We start from the raw sequence: 14,555 nt of genomic DNA on the forward strand, positions 1-14,555 counted from the left end.
GAGGGGCAGAGGGGGGTAACGGACTGTCCGTTTGAGAGAGACCGTGTTGTGCCGAAGCGCTGCTACCCCCCTCTGTCTGCTGACGCAGACATCTCCCCCTCAAGGGGGGAGAGGGGCGCTGCGGCTATGGGAAGGCCTTCCTCCTCCGTGCAGTCCGTTTCAAACACTGCCAGCTCTGCAGGATCAAAGATGTATCATTTGCCCGGCAGTCAGCGCCACCCGGAATGCGAGGCTCCCTTCCGTCAATTTCTTCCGTTTCGGGCTCGCAACTCTTGGCGGAAGTGGCTATAGTCCGCGCGTTTGCCCCGGCCATGTACCGGGGTTTTGTGTGCTGGTGCCCGGAAAAAGCGGCCCCGGCAGATGGTTCCTTTTGAGAAGGGTATGGCACCCATGGCCAATGTTGTTGTCGTCGGTTCGCAATGGGGCGATGAAGGCAAGGGCAAGATCGTCGACTGGCTCTCGGAGCAGGCCGATGTGATTGTCCGTTTCCAGGGCGGGCATAATGCCGGCCATACGCTCGTGATCGACGGCGTCAGCTACAAGCTGTCCCTGCTGCCCTCCGGCGTCGTGCGCCCGGGCAAGCTGTCGGTGATCGGCAATGGCGTGGTGCTGGACCCGCATGCACTGGTGTCGGAAATCGGCCGCCTGCGCGATCAGGGCGTGACCGTGAACCCGGAAACCCTGCGCATCGCCGAAAACGCGACGCTGATTCTGTCGCTGCACCGCGAACTCGACGCGCTGCGCGAAAACTCCAGCACCGGCACGCGCATCGGCACCACGGGCCGCGGCATTGGCCCGGCCTATGAGGACAAGGTGGGCCGCCGGTCCATCCGTCTGATGGACCTTGCCAATCTGGAATCGCTGCCGGCCAAGATCGACCGGCTGCTGGCGCATCACAATCCGTTGCGCCGGGGCCTCGGCGAGAGCGAAATTTCCGCTCAGGCCATCTTCGAAGAACTGTCCTCCGTGGCTGGCACCGTGCTGCCCTACATGGATTCGGTGTGGAAGCTGCTCGACGGCCAGCGCCGTGAAGGCAAGCGCCTGCTGTTTGAAGGCGCGCAGGGCGCACTGCTTGACATCGACCACGGCACCTATCCCTTCGTGACCTCGTCCAACACGGTTGCCGGTCAGGCTGCCACCGGCTCGGGCCTTGGCCCCAATGCGGTCGGCTATGTGCTGGGCATCACCAAGGCCTACACCACCCGCGTGGGCGAAGGCCCGTTCCCGACCGAGCAGCAGAACGAAGTCGGCGAATTCCTCGGCACCCGCGGCCATGAATTCGGCACCGTCACGGGCCGCAAGCGCCGCTGCGGCTGGTTCGATGCGGTTCTGGTGCGTCAGACGGTCTGCACCTCCGGCATTACCGGCATCGCACTGACCAAGCTGGATGTTCTGGACGGCCTGGAAGAGCTGAAGATCTGCGTCGGCTATGAGCTGGACGGCAAGCGGATCGACTATCTGCCGGCTTCCCAGGGCGCGCAGGCCCGCGTGGTGCCGATCTATGAAACCCTCCCGGGCTGGCAGGAATCCACCAAGGGTGCCCGCAGCTGGGCAGATCTTCCGGCGCAGGCCGTGAAGTATGTCCGTCACGTTGAGGAACTGATCGGCGCACCGGTGGCGCTGCTTTCCACCAGCCCGGAGCGTGACGACACCATCCTGGTGCAGAATCCGTTCCAGGACTGACGTGAAATTTATCGGGCGGAATGCTCCCCATTCCGCCCGAAAGTCATGTAAAAACCTGATTGCACATCCTATCTTTGCTGAACACCTCTTGCGCCCGCCGGTGTTGAGCCTACAAATGGGATGGCATGAATACGGAGCTTCCGGTGCGCCGGGTTCAGGCTGGCACCCCTCACGAGCGAGCCAATGGCTGATTACTATTCGATTTTGAAAAAAACGATTGCGTCACTGCCGGAGAACAACGGTTCTGCACGGCGCAACGTCTACAGCCGCGCCCGAAACGCGATTGTCAGTCAGCTCAAGGCCTATGAGCCGCCGCTTTCCCCGTCCGAGATCACGGCCGAGCAGTTGCGCCTTGAGGAGGCTATCCGCAAGGTTGAGGCCGAGGCTGCGCGCGAAACGCTGATGGCGACGCGCCCGGCGCCTGCTGCGCCCGCGCCCATGGCCCCTGCTGCGGGCTCCAGCGCTCCGGCCGCTCCCCGCACCGAACCCTATCCCCCGTCTTCGCCTGCGCCGCGCGGGCCGCTGGGCTCTGCCGTGCAGGAAGCCGAAAGGCTGGGGGATGCGTCGTCGAGCGCGGTGCAGACCGCCCGCGATGCCTTCCGCAACGAAAGCACTCCGGCAGAGCCGCCCGTTGAGCGCAGCCAGCCGCGCATGGAGCCTGCCTTCGGGGCGGCGCCTGCAAAGCCGTCCGTTGAACCGGCTGCCCCGGCACCGTCTTCCTACGCCCTTCCCACGCCGAGCCCGCGGCCGGCGCCTGCCGGCGAGAGCCTGCGCCCGGATCCGTCCGCACCTGCGCCCGCCGGTGCTGGAAGCGTGAACGCTGCGGCTGACCGGCTTGCGGCTGATGAACCGCGCAAGGGCCGGACACGCGCCCCGCGCCGCGCCCGCACGGCTGGTAGTTCGTCTTTCATGTCCTACGTGTTCCTGGGCGGATTTGTGCTGGTGCTGATCGGTATCGGTGCCTTCATCTATTCCCAGCGCTCGCTGATCGCGGGGATCTTCTCCTCCAGCGGGGATACAGCCGCAACGACCGCTCCGGCCCCCGAGGCAGGAGCACCGGCGGGCGAGACGGCTGCCAATGGCGAGAATGGCGGCAAGAACACCGACCGTCTGCTGACCGATACGGGTGAGCCTGCGGTTGCCCCCGATGCGCGGACCGTGACGACGACACTCATCACACCGTCAGCCCCTCCTCCGCCGCCGCAGGAGGCGCCTGCTGCCGTGCCCGAGGCCGCTGCCCCGCCCGCCAGCACGGCGCCGGCTCAGACGGCAGAAACGCCCGGTGCAATCGTTGCGCAGAAGGCTTTCCTCTATGAGGAGGGCGAAGATGCCAGCGGATCCGGCACCGCTTCTGCGGGCAATGTGGCCTGGTCGGTTTCCGAGGAAAACGGCTCCGGCGGACAGGCCGAAACGGTGCTCGTGGCGCAGGCCCAGATTCCGGACCGGAACATCAATGTGACGCTGCGAATCAAGCCGAACACGGATGTGTCGCTACCGGCCAGCCATCTGGTCGAGATCCAGTTCCAGCTTCCTGAGGGCTTCTCCGGCGGGGACGTCTCCAATGTGCCGGGCCTCGTGATGAAGCCGACCGAGGAAGCGCGCGGAGATGCTCTCCTGGGCGCTTCGGTGAAGGTTGCTCCGGGTTACTTCTGGATTGCGCTGTCGAGCGTTGACAGCGAGCGGGACCGCAACCTTGCCCTGATGCGTGAGCGTGGCTGGATCGATATTCCGATGCTCTATGAAAACGGCAAGCGTGCCATCTTCACCATCGAGAAGGGCACCCCGGGCGCCCGCGCTCTGGAACAGGCGCTGGCCGCCTGGCAGGGCGGCTGATCCCGGCGGTTCTGCCCGGTTCCGGTTAAGCTTCAAGGCCCCGGCTGTCCATGGGTGACAGCCGGGGCCTTCGGCTTTTGTGACAGGGTGCCGCAAGTTTTGCTTGCCAAGGCGGCATTCAGGCGGCATGTTTCGGGCTGGTCCGAGGGGTGCTCCGATGTGAGCTGAGATGGCGCAAAGCCGAACCCTTAGAACCTGATCCGGGTCATGCCGGCGAAGGGACGGAAACCTTTAGCCATATCCCGGATCTCCAATGTCTTGACCGGCTCGCCGGTGACGGGAGATCCTTTTGTGTCGATAGAACTTCTTTCGGGAAGGCAACCCCTTCCCTCTGCGAGCCCTGTCCGGAATGCGTTTCCGGCCCGTGCAGCCTCTCTCCTGCGCAGCATTGCGCCGGGCCTGACGGTCAGCCTGTTCCTGCTGCTGATCTGGGATCTGGCGGTGCGGTTCCTCGAAATTCCGCCCTACATGCTGCCCGGCCCGCTGAAGGTGCTGGAGGCTTTCCAGCGCCAGAGCGGCTTCCTGCTGTATCACGCCAGCATCACCTTGAGCGAAACCCTGCTGGGCTTTGTCTTTGGCATTGCAGCCGGGGTCATGCTGGCCTTCGTCATGTGGCTGTCGCCGCTGGCACGGCGCGGGCTGCTGCCGGTGGTTCTGGTGACGCAGGCTCTGCCGGTCTTTGCCATTGCCCCCATTCTGGTGCTCTGGCTCGGCTTCGGCCTTGCTTCCAAGATCGTGATGGCGGTGCTGGTCATCTTTTTTGCCGTCACCTCCACCTTCTTTGACGGCCTCAGGCGGATGGATCAGGGCCTGGTCGATCTGGCGCTGCTCTACCGCGTCAACCGCTGGCAGGAACTGCGCTATTTCCGCCTGCCGTCTGCCATGCCCGCGCTTGCCTCCGGTGTCCGGATTGCAGCGGTCTTCGCCCCCATCGGTGCCATTGTCGGCGAATGGGTCGGCGCCAAGGGCGGGCTCGCCTTCATCATGCTGCAGAGCAATGCCCGGATGCAGACGGACACCATGTTTGCCGCTCTCACCTTGCTTGCCGCCATGGTTCTGGTCCTGCGCTTTGTTGTGGAGCGCCTGACCCGCCGCATGGTGCCCTGGCAGCGCGAGGACTGATCCCCGCGCACGCATCTGCCGGTCAGGCTGAGGCTGGACCGGCTCGAACTTCATCCAACACCTGTCTATTGGGAGACCCCGCATGAAACGCATTCTCGCGCTGTCGCTGGCCGCTGTTCTGGCCACTGCTGCCCCCGCTTCGGCGGCGGACAAGCTGACCGTTCTGCTCGACTGGTTCGTCAATCCGGACCACGCGCCGCTGGTGGTGGCCAAGCAGAAGGGTTTCTTTGAAGCCGAAGGGCTTGATGTGGACCTGATCGAGCCGGCCGATCCGGCCATGCCGCCGAAGCTCGTGGCGGCCGGGCAGGGGGATATTGCCGTGTCCTATCAGCCGACGCTCCATGCCCAGATCAACGAAGGCATGCCGCTGAAGTGGATCGGCACGCTGGTGGAGACGCCGCTGAACACGCTGATCGTGCTGGAGGAGGGCCCCATCAAGACGCTGGCGGACCTCAAGGGCAAGAAGATCGGCTTCTCCGTCTCCGGCTTCGAGGATGCGATGCTCGGCCAGATGCTGCGCTCGCAGGGGCTTTCGATCGAGGACGTGGAGCTCATCAACGTCAACTTCGCCCTGTCGCCGTCCCTGATGACGGGTCAGGTGGATGCGGTGATCGGCGGATACCGCAATTTTGAGCTCACGCAGATCGAACTGGAGGGCAAGAAGGGCAAGGCTTTCTTCCCGGAAGAAAATGGCGTGCCCATCTTCGACGAGCTGATCTATGTGGCGGCGAAGGACAAGACCGGTGACCCGCGCTATGTCCGTTTCCTCGCGGCGGTGGAGAAGGCAACGGTCTACCTCACCAACCATCCGGAGGATTCGTGGGAGGCTTTCATTGCGGCCTACCCGAATCTCGATGACGAGCTGAACCGCCGCGCCTGGAGCGACACGCTGCCGCGTTTTGCCAAGCGGCCGGCAGCTCTGGATGCCGGCCGCTATCAGCGCTTTGCCGAGTTTCTGCATGAAAACAAGCTGATCACCAGCGTGCCGCCGGTGGAGGACTATACGGCGGAGCTGCGGTGACGGCCAAGAAAACGCCTATCTATCCGTCGTCATCCCGGCCTTGAGCCGGGACCGGTGAGCCGGGGCGAAAATTGGTTCCGCTACAGAGCCAGAGCCGGCAGGCCTTGGCTCACCGGTCCCGGATCGCGCGGAGCGCGTCCGGGATGACGATGGAGAGGTGTTCGGGACGCCTGAGCTTGCTTGCACCCGTCAAACCTTCCCGCAGTTCACGCCGCCGCTGTTTCGAGCTTTTCCGCCCGTTCGGCCAGCCGGTCGTAGAAGGCGGTGAGTTCCGGCGGGGCGGCGTTGCGGCAGTCGGAAAGGGCGGCGGCGGCGGCTTCCGGTTTGCGGTTGTCGAGGGCATCCATCAGCTTCATGTGATGCAGCTCAAGCGTCCGGAAGGCCTCGCTGCGCCGCAGCTCCTGATCGCCGATCAGCGCGAAGAGCTTCACGGGCCGGGACTTGCCCTTGAGCGGGATGGCGCCAGCCTCCAGATAGGCAAGATCAGGGGCCTGCGTGCGGGTGTCTTCCGAGACGACGAGATCGGCGCCGACGCTCTTGCAGCTGGATTCGATCCGGCTTGCCACGTTCACAGCGTCACCAATCACCGAGTAGTTGAAGCGGCGTGAGGAGCCCATGTTGCCGACGCAGGCCTCGCCGGTGTTGAGGCCAATGCCGATCTGCACGGTCTGGGTCTTGAAATTGCGCGCCTTGAAGCCGAAGGCATCTTCCGCATTTAATTGGTCCACCACGTCCAGCATCTTCAGGCTGGCTGCGCAGGCCATGGCGGCGTGGTTTTCCACCCGGACGGGTGCGTTCCAGAAGGCCATGATGCTGTCGCCGATATACTTGTCGATGGTGCCGCCATGGGCCTGGATGGCATCGCTGAGCGGGGACAGCAGTGTATTGAGGAAATGCACCAGCTCCGTCGGCGTCAGCTGTTCGGAAATGGGGGTGAAGCCGCGCACATCCATGAAGAGGATGGTCATGGGCCTCAGTTCCCCGCCCAGAACCAGCTGGTCCGGCTGCTGTTCCAGCTGGCTGACCAGCTCCGGCGAGAGATACTGGCTGAAGGCCTGGCGCACGAAGCGCTTCTCCCGGTCCGTCATCACATAGAGCATGGAGGTGCCGATGGCGAAGACGACGAAGGCGGTGATCGAGGGATAGAGCCCGTCGATCAGCAGGCCGTTCTGGACGAAAAGCAGCAGGGAGCCGCCGAACATCAGGACGGTGAGACAAACGGCTGCCGCGCCGGTGATCAGCCCGCCGGTCAGCGGCAGAAGCGCGACAAGGACGAGGCCGGCGAGCAGAACGGCAATGATTTCCGCACCCTCCGCCCAGTCCGGCCGGGAGAGGAAGTTGCCGGAGATGATCTGCTCTGCCGCCTGTGCGTGGATCGATACGCCCGGCACCTGCTCGCCAAGGGGCGTGGAGCGGATATCGAACAGACCAGCGGCAGAGGTGCCGATGAAGATGATCTGGCCATCGATCAGTGGCTGCACCTTGGGACGCTTCTGCGGGTCGAGAAGGTCGGCGACGGAGACATAGCGCTCGGGCCGGTTCCAATCGTAATAAACCCAGAACTCGCCGGTTTCCGTCACCGGAACCGAAAAGCTGCCCACTCTGATCCCGTTGAGCGCTCCGCCTCTGCCGGTTTCATCCGCCCGTGTGATCAGCCCGGTTGCACCTTGTGCCACGCGAAGGGCCTCCACCGCCAGACTGGGGAAGACTTCGGTCCCGTCGGTCACCAGCAGCGGAATGCGGCGGACGATGCCGCCTGTGTCGTCGGCACTCAGCGACACGCTGCCGACGCCGCTCGCAGCCTCCTGCAGGGGGAGAATGGCGCCGAGAGCCGAGGCGTAAGGCGCGAGCAGGCCGGCGGGGGAGGGGCCCACATGTGCCATGCCGGCCTTCAGTTGCGGTTGCTGCGGGGTAGCAGAAGGCAGGATCGCGAAGCCCAGGATGGAGGGGGCCTCCGCCAGGGCTTCTGCGAAAAGCTCATCCGTATCCGGCAGAGACTTGAGCGCGGCTTTCAGATCCGGCGAGGCAGCGATGGAGCTTTCCGGCAGGCTGAGCGCCAGCTGCCGCGGCGAGGACCGGTCGGCTTCGGCAAAGATCACGTCGAAGGCGATGGCGGCGGCACCCATGCTGTTGAGCGTGTTGACGATTTCCGCCATCCGGTCCCGTGGCCAGGGCCACTGGCCGTAGAGCGCCAGAGAGGCATCGTCGATATCCACCACCCGCACCGGGCTGTCCTGATAGCCGCGAGGGGCCAGCCGCTGATAATAATCGAAGCTCAGCTCCCGCACGGCCTGCAGAAACGGCGGGTCGATGGCACGAATGCCTGCAAGGCTGGCCAAGGCCGCCAGCGTGACGAGCGCAACCCGCGCCCGCTTGCCCATAAAGTGCCCAAACCCCACGCTGATGCAGCCTCCACCCTTTGCGGCGCGTCCGACCGCAGTCTGCCACGTTAGAAAAGCAAAAAACGGGACGCAAGTGCGCGTCCCGTTTCATCAAATGCCATTGATGCTGGAAAACAAGTCAGGCCGGAGTTGCCGTCTCCATTTCGCGGGCGCTCTTCTGCACCGCCTTCTGCACCTTTTCAAAGGCGCGCACCTCGATCTGGCGCACGCGCTCGCGGCTGACGCCGAACTCGGTGGAGAGGTCTTCCAGCGTGATCGGATCTTCCGACAGGCGGCGGGCCTCGAAGATGCGGCGCTCGCGGTCATTGAGAACCGACATGGCATTGCCCAGCAGCTTGCGGCGCATGTCCAGCTCTTCCTGGTCGGCGAGGATCGTCTCCTGGCTTTCGCTTTCGTCCACAAGCCAATCCTGCCATTCGCCGGAATCGGCCTCCGCAGCCCGGATCGGCGCGTTCAGCGAGGCGTCACCGGCCAGACGGCGGTTCATGGAGATCACGTCTTCTTCCGGCACACCCAGTTTGGTGGCGATGGCCTGCACCTGATCCGGCTTCAGATCACCCTCTTCCAGCGCCTGGATACGGCCCTTGAGGCGGCGCAGGTTGAAGAACAGGCGCTTCTGATTGGCGGTGGTGCCCATTTTCACCAGCGACCAGGACCGCAGGATATATTCCTGGATCGCGGCCTTGATCCACCACATGGCGTAGGTGGCGAGGCGGAAGCCTTTTTCGGGCTCGAAGCGCTTGACGGCCTGCATCAGGCCAACGTTGCCTTCGGATACGACTTCGCCGAGCGGCAGGCCATAGCCACGGTAGCCCATGGCAATCTTGGCGACAAGACGCAGGTGCGAGGTTACGAGCCTTTCGGCGGCGGCAGGGTCTTCATGCTCGCGGTAGCGCTTGGCGAGCATGTATTCTTCCTGCGGTTCCAGCATGGGGAACCGGCGGATTTCGTCGAGATAGCGGCTGAGGCCGCCTTCGCCTGCTGTCAGCACCGGAATGTTCTGGGCCATGAAATGCGCCCCCTTTCCTAAAACCTTCTGCGTTCCCCTACCGGACGTCTGGCGGCACCGCTTGTGCTGCTGCTCAGGGCAAACGCTTCAATATGGCATCCGTTCCCGGATCGCCCTCAGGTTCAAGATATAAGGAAGATCTTGCCGAAAACAGGACCGTAAAGGGGGCTGAAACCTAAAATTTTCGTAATGCTTCAAGAAGCGTGGCGAAATCCTCGGGCATCTCGCTTTCAAAATACAGCGTTTCGCCATTGACCGGATGTTCGAAGGCAAGGACGCCGGCGTGCAGCGCCTGACGGGGAAACTCAAGGACAGCGCTGCGCAAGGGCTCGGGAAGCGGGTTTGCCTTGGTCTTGAAACCGGCGCCGTAAACCTGATCGCCAATGAGCGGCAGGCCGATATGGGCCATGTGCACACGGATCTGGTGGGTGCGGCCCGTCTCCAGCCGGCATTCCATCAGCGAGGCCAGCGGCGGCTGGTCAACCGGGCCGAAGCGCTCGATCACCTGCCAGTGGGTGATGGCTTCGCGCCCGCCCTTGCGCACCACGGTCATCTTCTGCCGGTTGCTCTCCGAGCGGGCCAGATTGGCTTCGATGGTGCCGCGCAAGGCACCCGGTCCGCCCCAGACCAGCGCCAGATAGGCGCGCTCCAGCGGGCCGGTGCGGCCGTGGTCGGCAAACTGCTCCGACAGGCCCTGATGGGCAATATCGGTCTTGGCGACGACCAGAAGTCCCGATGTGTCCTTGTCGAGACGGTGGACGATGCCGGGGCGCTTGACGCCGCCGATGCCCGACAGGCTGTCGCCGCAATGGGCAATCAGCGCGTTCACCAGCGTGCCGGTCCAGTTGCCCGCTCCCGGATGGACGACGAGACCCGCCGGCTTGTCGATGACGATGAGGGCATCATCCTCATAGACGATGTCGAGCGGGATGTCCTCGCCCTGCGGTTCGGGATCCTCCGGCTCGGGCATGGTCAGGCTCAGGCGGTCGCCCTCATGCACCTTGTGCTTGGGCTCTTCGACGGTCTTGCCGTTGACCTGCACCTCGCCACCCTTGATAAGGGCCTGTACCCGGTTGCGGCTGAGGCCTTCCAGCTTTGCGGCCATGACGGCATCGAGGCGCTTGCCTGCATCTTCTTCAGAAGCGATAAAGCCGGATGCCCCATCCAGCCCCTGCGGCGCCTGAGGAGAAGTATCGTTCATGACCAATTCCGCCTTCAAAGACCGGGATGTGGAGACCAGCACACATGAGGAGGAAGCTCCTCTGGACCCCGCCGTGCTGCGGGTTCAGACGCGCCTGCGCCGCCTCATGGCGGGCTCCACGCTGATCATGTTCGCCGGATTTGCCGCTCTCTTCGCAGTAATCGTGTACAAGGTCAATTCCGTGGGCAAGGAAAACAGCGGCGTTGCCCTGCCGGAGACGGTGAAACTGGGGGCAGGGGCCGAGGTGCTGGGCCTTTCGCCGGGGGCGGATGGCAGCCTCATCCTGCTGGTTCAGCAGGAGGGCGCGTCCCAGCTGGTGCATCTGGACGCCTCATCCGGCGAAATCCTGGGCCGCACGAAGCTGCTGGCGGAGTGAATGCTCCGGTCCGGAAGCCGGGGAAGGTGTTTTTCCCCGGCGGATCAGAACTTTGCCCTTGCATGGCTCTGCTGTTGAGCCTATATGAGCGGCCTCGCAGCACGATTGCTGCTGGCGCTCCCATCGTCTAGCGGTCAGGACGCCGCCCTCTCACGGCGGAAACAGGGGTTCGATTCCCCTTGGGAGTACCAAACTCTTCCCTCACATGATGGATATGAGACCACACAGCGTTACGCGCTGCGTGCGGGCTTTGGCGTGTTTCATCCGGGGATGTCAGTTTCCAGATCTGAACAGCAAGGCAGGCCAGAGGCTTGCGGCATGCTGCCTTCGCCTCAGGCGACCACCTTCTTTTGCGGGTCTGCCGGGGCAGATGCAGGCGTTGCCGTGACGGCCGAAGGGGCTGTTGCAGCCTGGGCTGCCTGCTGCTGGCTGGCGGCGGCAGCGCTGGCACGTACGATCTTGCCGGCAAGCTGCGCCGGGCTGAGCTGCGTTGGCTGTGCCGGCTTGGCGGCTGCCTTCTTGCGCGTCTTGGCCGGCTGGGGAGCGGCCGGGGCCGGGGCTGAGGCTGAGGTTGGCCGCGCTGCGGGCGCCGCAGCCGTGCCGCCCGTCATGGCCTTGGTGATGGACTTAAGCTCGCTGCGAAGATCCTGGACCGTCGTGCTGGACGCCAGTTCGCTGCGCAGCCGCAGGTTCTCGCCGCGCACGCGGGTGAGTGCGCGCTCCTGCGCCGCCGTGCGGGCCGCCAGCCTGGCTTTCTCCGTCTCTGCCGCCTGAAGTTCGCTGTCGAGCCGTGTCATCAGCGTCTCGGGCTTTGCACCGGCCATGTCCAGATGCAGGCTCAGGCGCGCAATGTCGGCCTGGGCGGCGATCAGATCGGCTTCCTTGTCGAGAAGGCGGGCTTCCAGCTGGGCAATCGTCTTGCGCAATGCACTGCCGTCGGCATCCGGTTCCATCTGGCTGGCGAGTGCGCCGCCCCGGAAGGCCTCAAGCTGGCGCTTCATCGTGGCAATCTGCGCTTCCAGCGAAGTGATGGTGGCGAGCGCTGCCGTATCTGCCGTGCCGGTCAGTTCGGGCGCTTCGGCCTCGAAGGTCTTTTCCAGAAGGGCGGAGTAACGGGCGCCCAGTTCGGAGAGGGCGTCCTTCAGGCGGGCTGAATCGCGGCGTTCGGCCTCAAGCTGCTCCTCCAGCGCCTTGTCCTGGCGCAGCTGGGCGTGATGCTCGCGCTCCAGCGCCAGCTGGGCGGGCAGTGCGCGTCCGGCCTCGGCACGGAGCCGGGTGCTTTCTTCCTTGAGCCTTGAAAGTTCCCGCTCCAGGCGGCGCAGTTCCACGGCATGTTCGGCGCGCAGCGTGTCACGCGCGGCCATGATCTCGCGGTAGCTGGTTGGCGTGGTGGCCAGCACCGCTTCACGTGTCAGGCGCACGGCGCGTTTCCACACGGCAGACAGAACAGCAAGGCCCAGCAGACTGGCTGCCAGGAACCCCAGAAGTCCATACATTGCCGCTTCGATCACACGCCGTCTCGCTGGTTCTGAAGTCTGTTCTGCTGCCAGTTACCTTCATCAATACCGCAGCAGAAAGGGCAGGCCAAGAGGCCCGCCCTGAAAAGCTGCCGTTCAGATAACTTCCGCAGATCAGAAAGGATTCCAGGTCGGGCGCTGGGTGAATTTGAGGTAGCCCATGTTGACGCCGAGGCGGGCGCCGACGCCGGCCCGCACGGGCACGACATAGATGTTGTTATAGGCAAGCACCGTCATGCCGAAGCCGCCGACGAGATAGGCCGAGCCATTGACGCCGACATAGCGGCGGTAAATGTCCTCCACCACCGGCAGATTGTAGATCAGCATCATGACGCGGGCGCCGTCGCCGCCGAAGTCCCAGCCGATCGACGGGCCCTGCCAGAAGATCTTGTGATTGCCTGCATTGCGGGTGTAGAGGTCGCCCTCGCCGTAACGCGCACCGGCAACGATCGCGCCAGACCCTTCCTCGCCTAGAATGTAGCCGTTGGGCTCGCCATACTGGCTGATGGCCTTCTCGATGACCGAGGCAAGGCCGCCAGAGATTTCACCGAAGAAGCGATGGCCGGCGTCCAGAATTTCCTGCTGGTTATAGCTGCCGCCCGGAGGTGAACCCTGGGCCAAAGCGGCCCCTGAGCGGCCCATGAGGGCAGCACTCGCGACCGAGCCGAGCATGAAGCCCATCAACGCGCGCCGGCTGATCGGGCGGCCTTCGCTGGAGCTGGTTCCGGAAGCCTTGTTGTCTGCCATCTTGGTGTTTCTCCAAACTTAAAATTCACAGCCATGCGGCTGAAGCTATTCTCTCTTCAAAGCCTGACCTGACGCTTGCGCCGCACACGGCATGCGCGGGGGGAGAGGGGCAGGCGCCATACCGGACAAACGCGCAATCACCTTTGCAGTTCCAGGTTCATTGTCCGTGCCGCCCGTCACTGTTTTCACTTTGCCTCACCCCGGACGTGTCCCGGTTGGAACGGAACAGGCATTTCGTAGTATGAAGACCAAGCGCTCGAATCATGGCAGCAGGACCCGAATCAATGTCAGAATTTACCTTGAATCTGACAAGGTTATGGCTTCCGGCCAAGCAATTCGCCATGGCGGCCGTTTTCTTTGCGCTCAGTGCCGGTGGTGCTCCTGCCCGCCCGGATTTCTATCTGGCCGATCCGGTCACGGCCTATGCCATTGGCGGCTATGATCCTGTCGCATTTTTTGTCGACGGCTATCCGCGGCTTGGCGACCGCCGGATCGAATTGTCCTGGCGCGGCGTGCGGTGGCTGTTCGTCAACGAGGGCAACAAGGCTGCCTTCGAGCGCGATCCGGAGGTCTATGCCCCGCAATATGGCGGCTGCGGCGCCTATGCGCTGGTGGAGGGCTATGCGACGGCAGGCAATCCGGCCATCTTTGCGGTGGTTGAGAGCCGGCTTTATTTCTTTCATACGGCGGTGAACCGCTACCTGTTCCTGACCTCTCTCGAGACCTCCGTCGAGGCAGCGGCGGCAAATGCCCTTAAAACTGGCTGTTTGCTGCCCTGAAAGGACTGCATTCCCTTGGCAGGGCCTGCCTGCCTGTGTAACGCTTTGGTACATTTTCTCGAATCATGTCTGCAGCTGGCCAGATCTGGAGCTTTGTCCGTCCATGTCCGAAATGAAAGATCTCACCTCCCTCGACCTCTCGGCCTTGGTGTCCAGCCGTATCTGTCACGACATCATCTCGCCGGTGGGGGCTATCATCAACGGGCTTGAGGTGCTGGACGAGGACGGCTCCGGCGACATGCGCGAATTCGCCATGGAACTGATCCGCAAGAGTGCGCGTCAGGCCTCCGCAAAGCTGCAGTTTGCCCGCCTTGCCTTTGGCGCGGCTGGCTCTGCCGGGGCAGAAATTGATCTGGGCGATGCCCAGTCCGTGGCGGGCGCACTCATGGAGAACGAGAAGTCAAATCTCAACTGGCAGATTGACCGGCAGCTGATGCCGAAGAACTTGGTTAAGCTTTTGCTAAACTTGCTTCTGATCGCCAATCAATGCGTGCCGCGCGGGGGCGAGATCACCGTTTCGATGACCGGCCAGCCTGCCAGCCCGTCCTTCGAATTGACCGCAAAGGGCGTGAATCCGCGGATTCCGCTGGGCATGCAGGCGACACTGTCGGGCGAAGAGCCCGAGCGCGTCGATGCGCACTCCGTGCAGCCGATTTATACTGTTCTGCTGGCGCGTGAATGCGGCATGAAGATTGATATTGTCAAAGACGACGAGGGCGTAAGGCTTACCGCAACTCAGGTATAGAAATCACTGGCAGGAAGCTGAACCCGCTTCAGTCTATCTTAACTGTTTAGGGCCAACCTCACGACATGGACATCCCGGTCCAGCCGTCCCTTCGGGGGCGCGGAACCAGTAACTAGTCGG

General features: G+C 63.6%; 12 protein-coding genes, 1 tRNA gene and 1 riboswitch. Of the genes, 8 read left to right on the forward strand and 5 right to left on the reverse strand.

What is annotated here, in order from left to right:
* Positions 1-390 precede the first annotated feature (390 nt).
* The 4 genes from AC0CMF_RS21575 (at position 391) to AC0CMF_RS21590 (ending at position 5,659) form a co-directional block, all read left to right on the forward strand.
* Positions 391-1,683 carry an adenylosuccinate synthase gene (locus AC0CMF_RS21575; RefSeq protein WP_050472559.1) on the forward strand — a complete coding sequence of 431 codons (1,293 nt, stop codon included), beginning with the start codon at positions 391-393 and terminating at the stop codon, positions 1,681-1,683.
* 183 nt (positions 1,684-1,866) lie between these two features.
* A complete protein-coding gene (locus AC0CMF_RS21580; protein WP_374631057.1) occupies positions 1,867-3,516 on the forward strand; it encodes a hypothetical protein in 1,650 nt (549 codons plus the stop codon).
* Positions 3,517-3,651: 135 nt separating this feature from the next.
* A riboswitch (TPP riboswitch) is annotated at positions 3,652-3,755 on the forward strand.
* A gap of 172 nt (positions 3,756-3,927) precedes the next feature.
* On the forward strand, positions 3,928-4,638 hold the full coding sequence (locus AC0CMF_RS21585; protein WP_374631078.1) for an ABC transporter permease: 711 nt from the start codon (positions 3,928-3,930) through the stop codon (positions 4,636-4,638).
* 82 nt (positions 4,639-4,720) lie between these two features.
* Positions 4,721-5,659: an ABC transporter substrate-binding protein gene (locus AC0CMF_RS21590; protein WP_374631059.1), complete on the forward strand. Its 939-nt coding sequence runs from the start codon at positions 4,721-4,723 to the stop codon at positions 5,657-5,659.
* A 206-nt stretch (positions 5,660-5,865) separates the two neighbouring features.
* Here AC0CMF_RS21590 and AC0CMF_RS21595 read toward each other — a convergent pair whose 3' ends face one another.
* The 3 genes from AC0CMF_RS21595 to AC0CMF_RS21605 form a co-directional block, all read right to left on the reverse strand.
* Positions 5,866-8,058, reverse strand: a complete 2,193-nt coding sequence (locus AC0CMF_RS21595) for a CHASE2 domain-containing protein (RefSeq protein WP_374631060.1) — start codon at positions 8,056-8,058, stop codon at positions 5,866-5,868.
* A gap of 121 nt (positions 8,059-8,179) precedes the next feature.
* The gene (gene rpoH / locus AC0CMF_RS21600; protein WP_050472491.1) at positions 8,180-9,070 is read right to left on the reverse strand and encodes an RNA polymerase sigma factor RpoH; all 891 of its coding nucleotides are present in this window, start codon (positions 9,068-9,070) and stop codon (positions 8,180-8,182) included.
* A 175-nt stretch (positions 9,071-9,245) separates the two neighbouring features.
* A complete protein-coding gene (locus AC0CMF_RS21605; protein ID WP_050472492.1) occupies positions 9,246-10,271 on the reverse strand; it encodes an RluA family pseudouridine synthase in 1,026 nt (341 codons plus the stop codon).
* Between AC0CMF_RS21605 and AC0CMF_RS21610 the strand changes: the two genes are divergently transcribed.
* Together AC0CMF_RS21610 and AC0CMF_RS21615 are read left to right on the forward strand one after the other, a co-directional pair.
* On the forward strand, positions 10,270-10,647 hold the full coding sequence (locus AC0CMF_RS21610; protein WP_374631063.1) for a DUF6476 family protein: 378 nt from the start codon (positions 10,270-10,272) through the stop codon (positions 10,645-10,647). The genes AC0CMF_RS21605 and AC0CMF_RS21610 overlap by 2 nt on opposite strands.
* A gap of 116 nt (positions 10,648-10,763) precedes the next feature.
* Positions 10,764-10,838 (forward strand) — tRNA-Glu (locus AC0CMF_RS21615).
* 141 nt (positions 10,839-10,979) lie between these two features.
* On the opposite strand, the gene AC0CMF_RS21620 is transcribed toward AC0CMF_RS21615, so the two are convergent.
* On the reverse strand, positions 10,980-12,158 hold the full coding sequence (locus AC0CMF_RS21620; RefSeq protein WP_472482453.1) for a hypothetical protein: 1,179 nt from the start codon (positions 12,156-12,158) through the stop codon (positions 10,980-10,982).
* Positions 12,159-12,278: 120 nt separating this feature from the next.
* A complete protein-coding gene (locus AC0CMF_RS21625; protein ID WP_050472495.1) occupies positions 12,279-12,911 on the reverse strand; it encodes a DUF1134 domain-containing protein in 633 nt (210 codons plus the stop codon).
* Between the two features lie 341 nt (positions 12,912-13,252).
* Between AC0CMF_RS21625 and AC0CMF_RS21630 the strand changes: the two genes are divergently transcribed.
* Together AC0CMF_RS21630 and chpT are read left to right on the forward strand one after the other, a co-directional pair.
* Positions 13,253-13,690, forward strand: coding sequence for a YHS domain-containing (seleno)protein (locus AC0CMF_RS21630; protein WP_050472562.1), 438 nt, complete (start codon positions 13,253-13,255; stop codon positions 13,688-13,690).
* Between the two features lie 103 nt (positions 13,691-13,793).
* Positions 13,794-14,435, forward strand: coding sequence for a histidine phosphotransferase ChpT (gene chpT, locus AC0CMF_RS21635; RefSeq protein WP_050472496.1), 642 nt, complete (start codon positions 13,794-13,796; stop codon positions 14,433-14,435).
* Positions 14,436-14,555 lie beyond the last annotated feature (120 nt).

It is taken from the genome of Pannonibacter sp. CBAS1226 (assembly GCF_055685825.1).

Coding starts and splice junctions, on each gene's coding strand:
- AC0CMF_RS21575 (WP_050472559.1), top strand. CDS start 391: ATGGCCAATGTTGTTGTCGTCGGTTCGCAATGGGGCGATGAAGGCAAG.
- AC0CMF_RS21580 (WP_374631057.1), top strand. CDS start 1,867: ATGGCTGATTACTATTCGATTTTGAAAAAAACGATTGCGTCACTGCCG.
- AC0CMF_RS21590 (WP_374631059.1), top strand. CDS start 4,721: ATGAAACGCATTCTCGCGCTGTCGCTGGCCGCTGTTCTGGCCACTGCT.
- rpoH (WP_050472491.1), bottom strand. CDS start 9,070: ATGGCCCAGAACATTCCGGTGCTGACAGCAGGCGAAGGCGGCCTCAGC.
- AC0CMF_RS21610 (WP_374631063.1), top strand. CDS start 10,270: ATGACCAATTCCGCCTTCAAAGACCGGGATGTGGAGACCAGCACACAT.
- AC0CMF_RS21605 (WP_050472492.1), bottom strand. CDS start 10,271: ATGAACGATACTTCTCCTCAGGCGCCGCAGGGGCTGGATGGGGCATCC.
- AC0CMF_RS21625 (WP_050472495.1), bottom strand. CDS start 12,911: ATGGCAGACAACAAGGCTTCCGGAACCAGCTCCAGCGAAGGCCGCCCG.
- AC0CMF_RS21630 (WP_050472562.1), top strand. CDS start 13,253: ATGGCGGCCGTTTTCTTTGCGCTCAGTGCCGGTGGTGCTCCTGCCCGC.
- chpT (WP_050472496.1), top strand. CDS start 13,794: ATGTCCGAAATGAAAGATCTCACCTCCCTCGACCTCTCGGCCTTGGTG.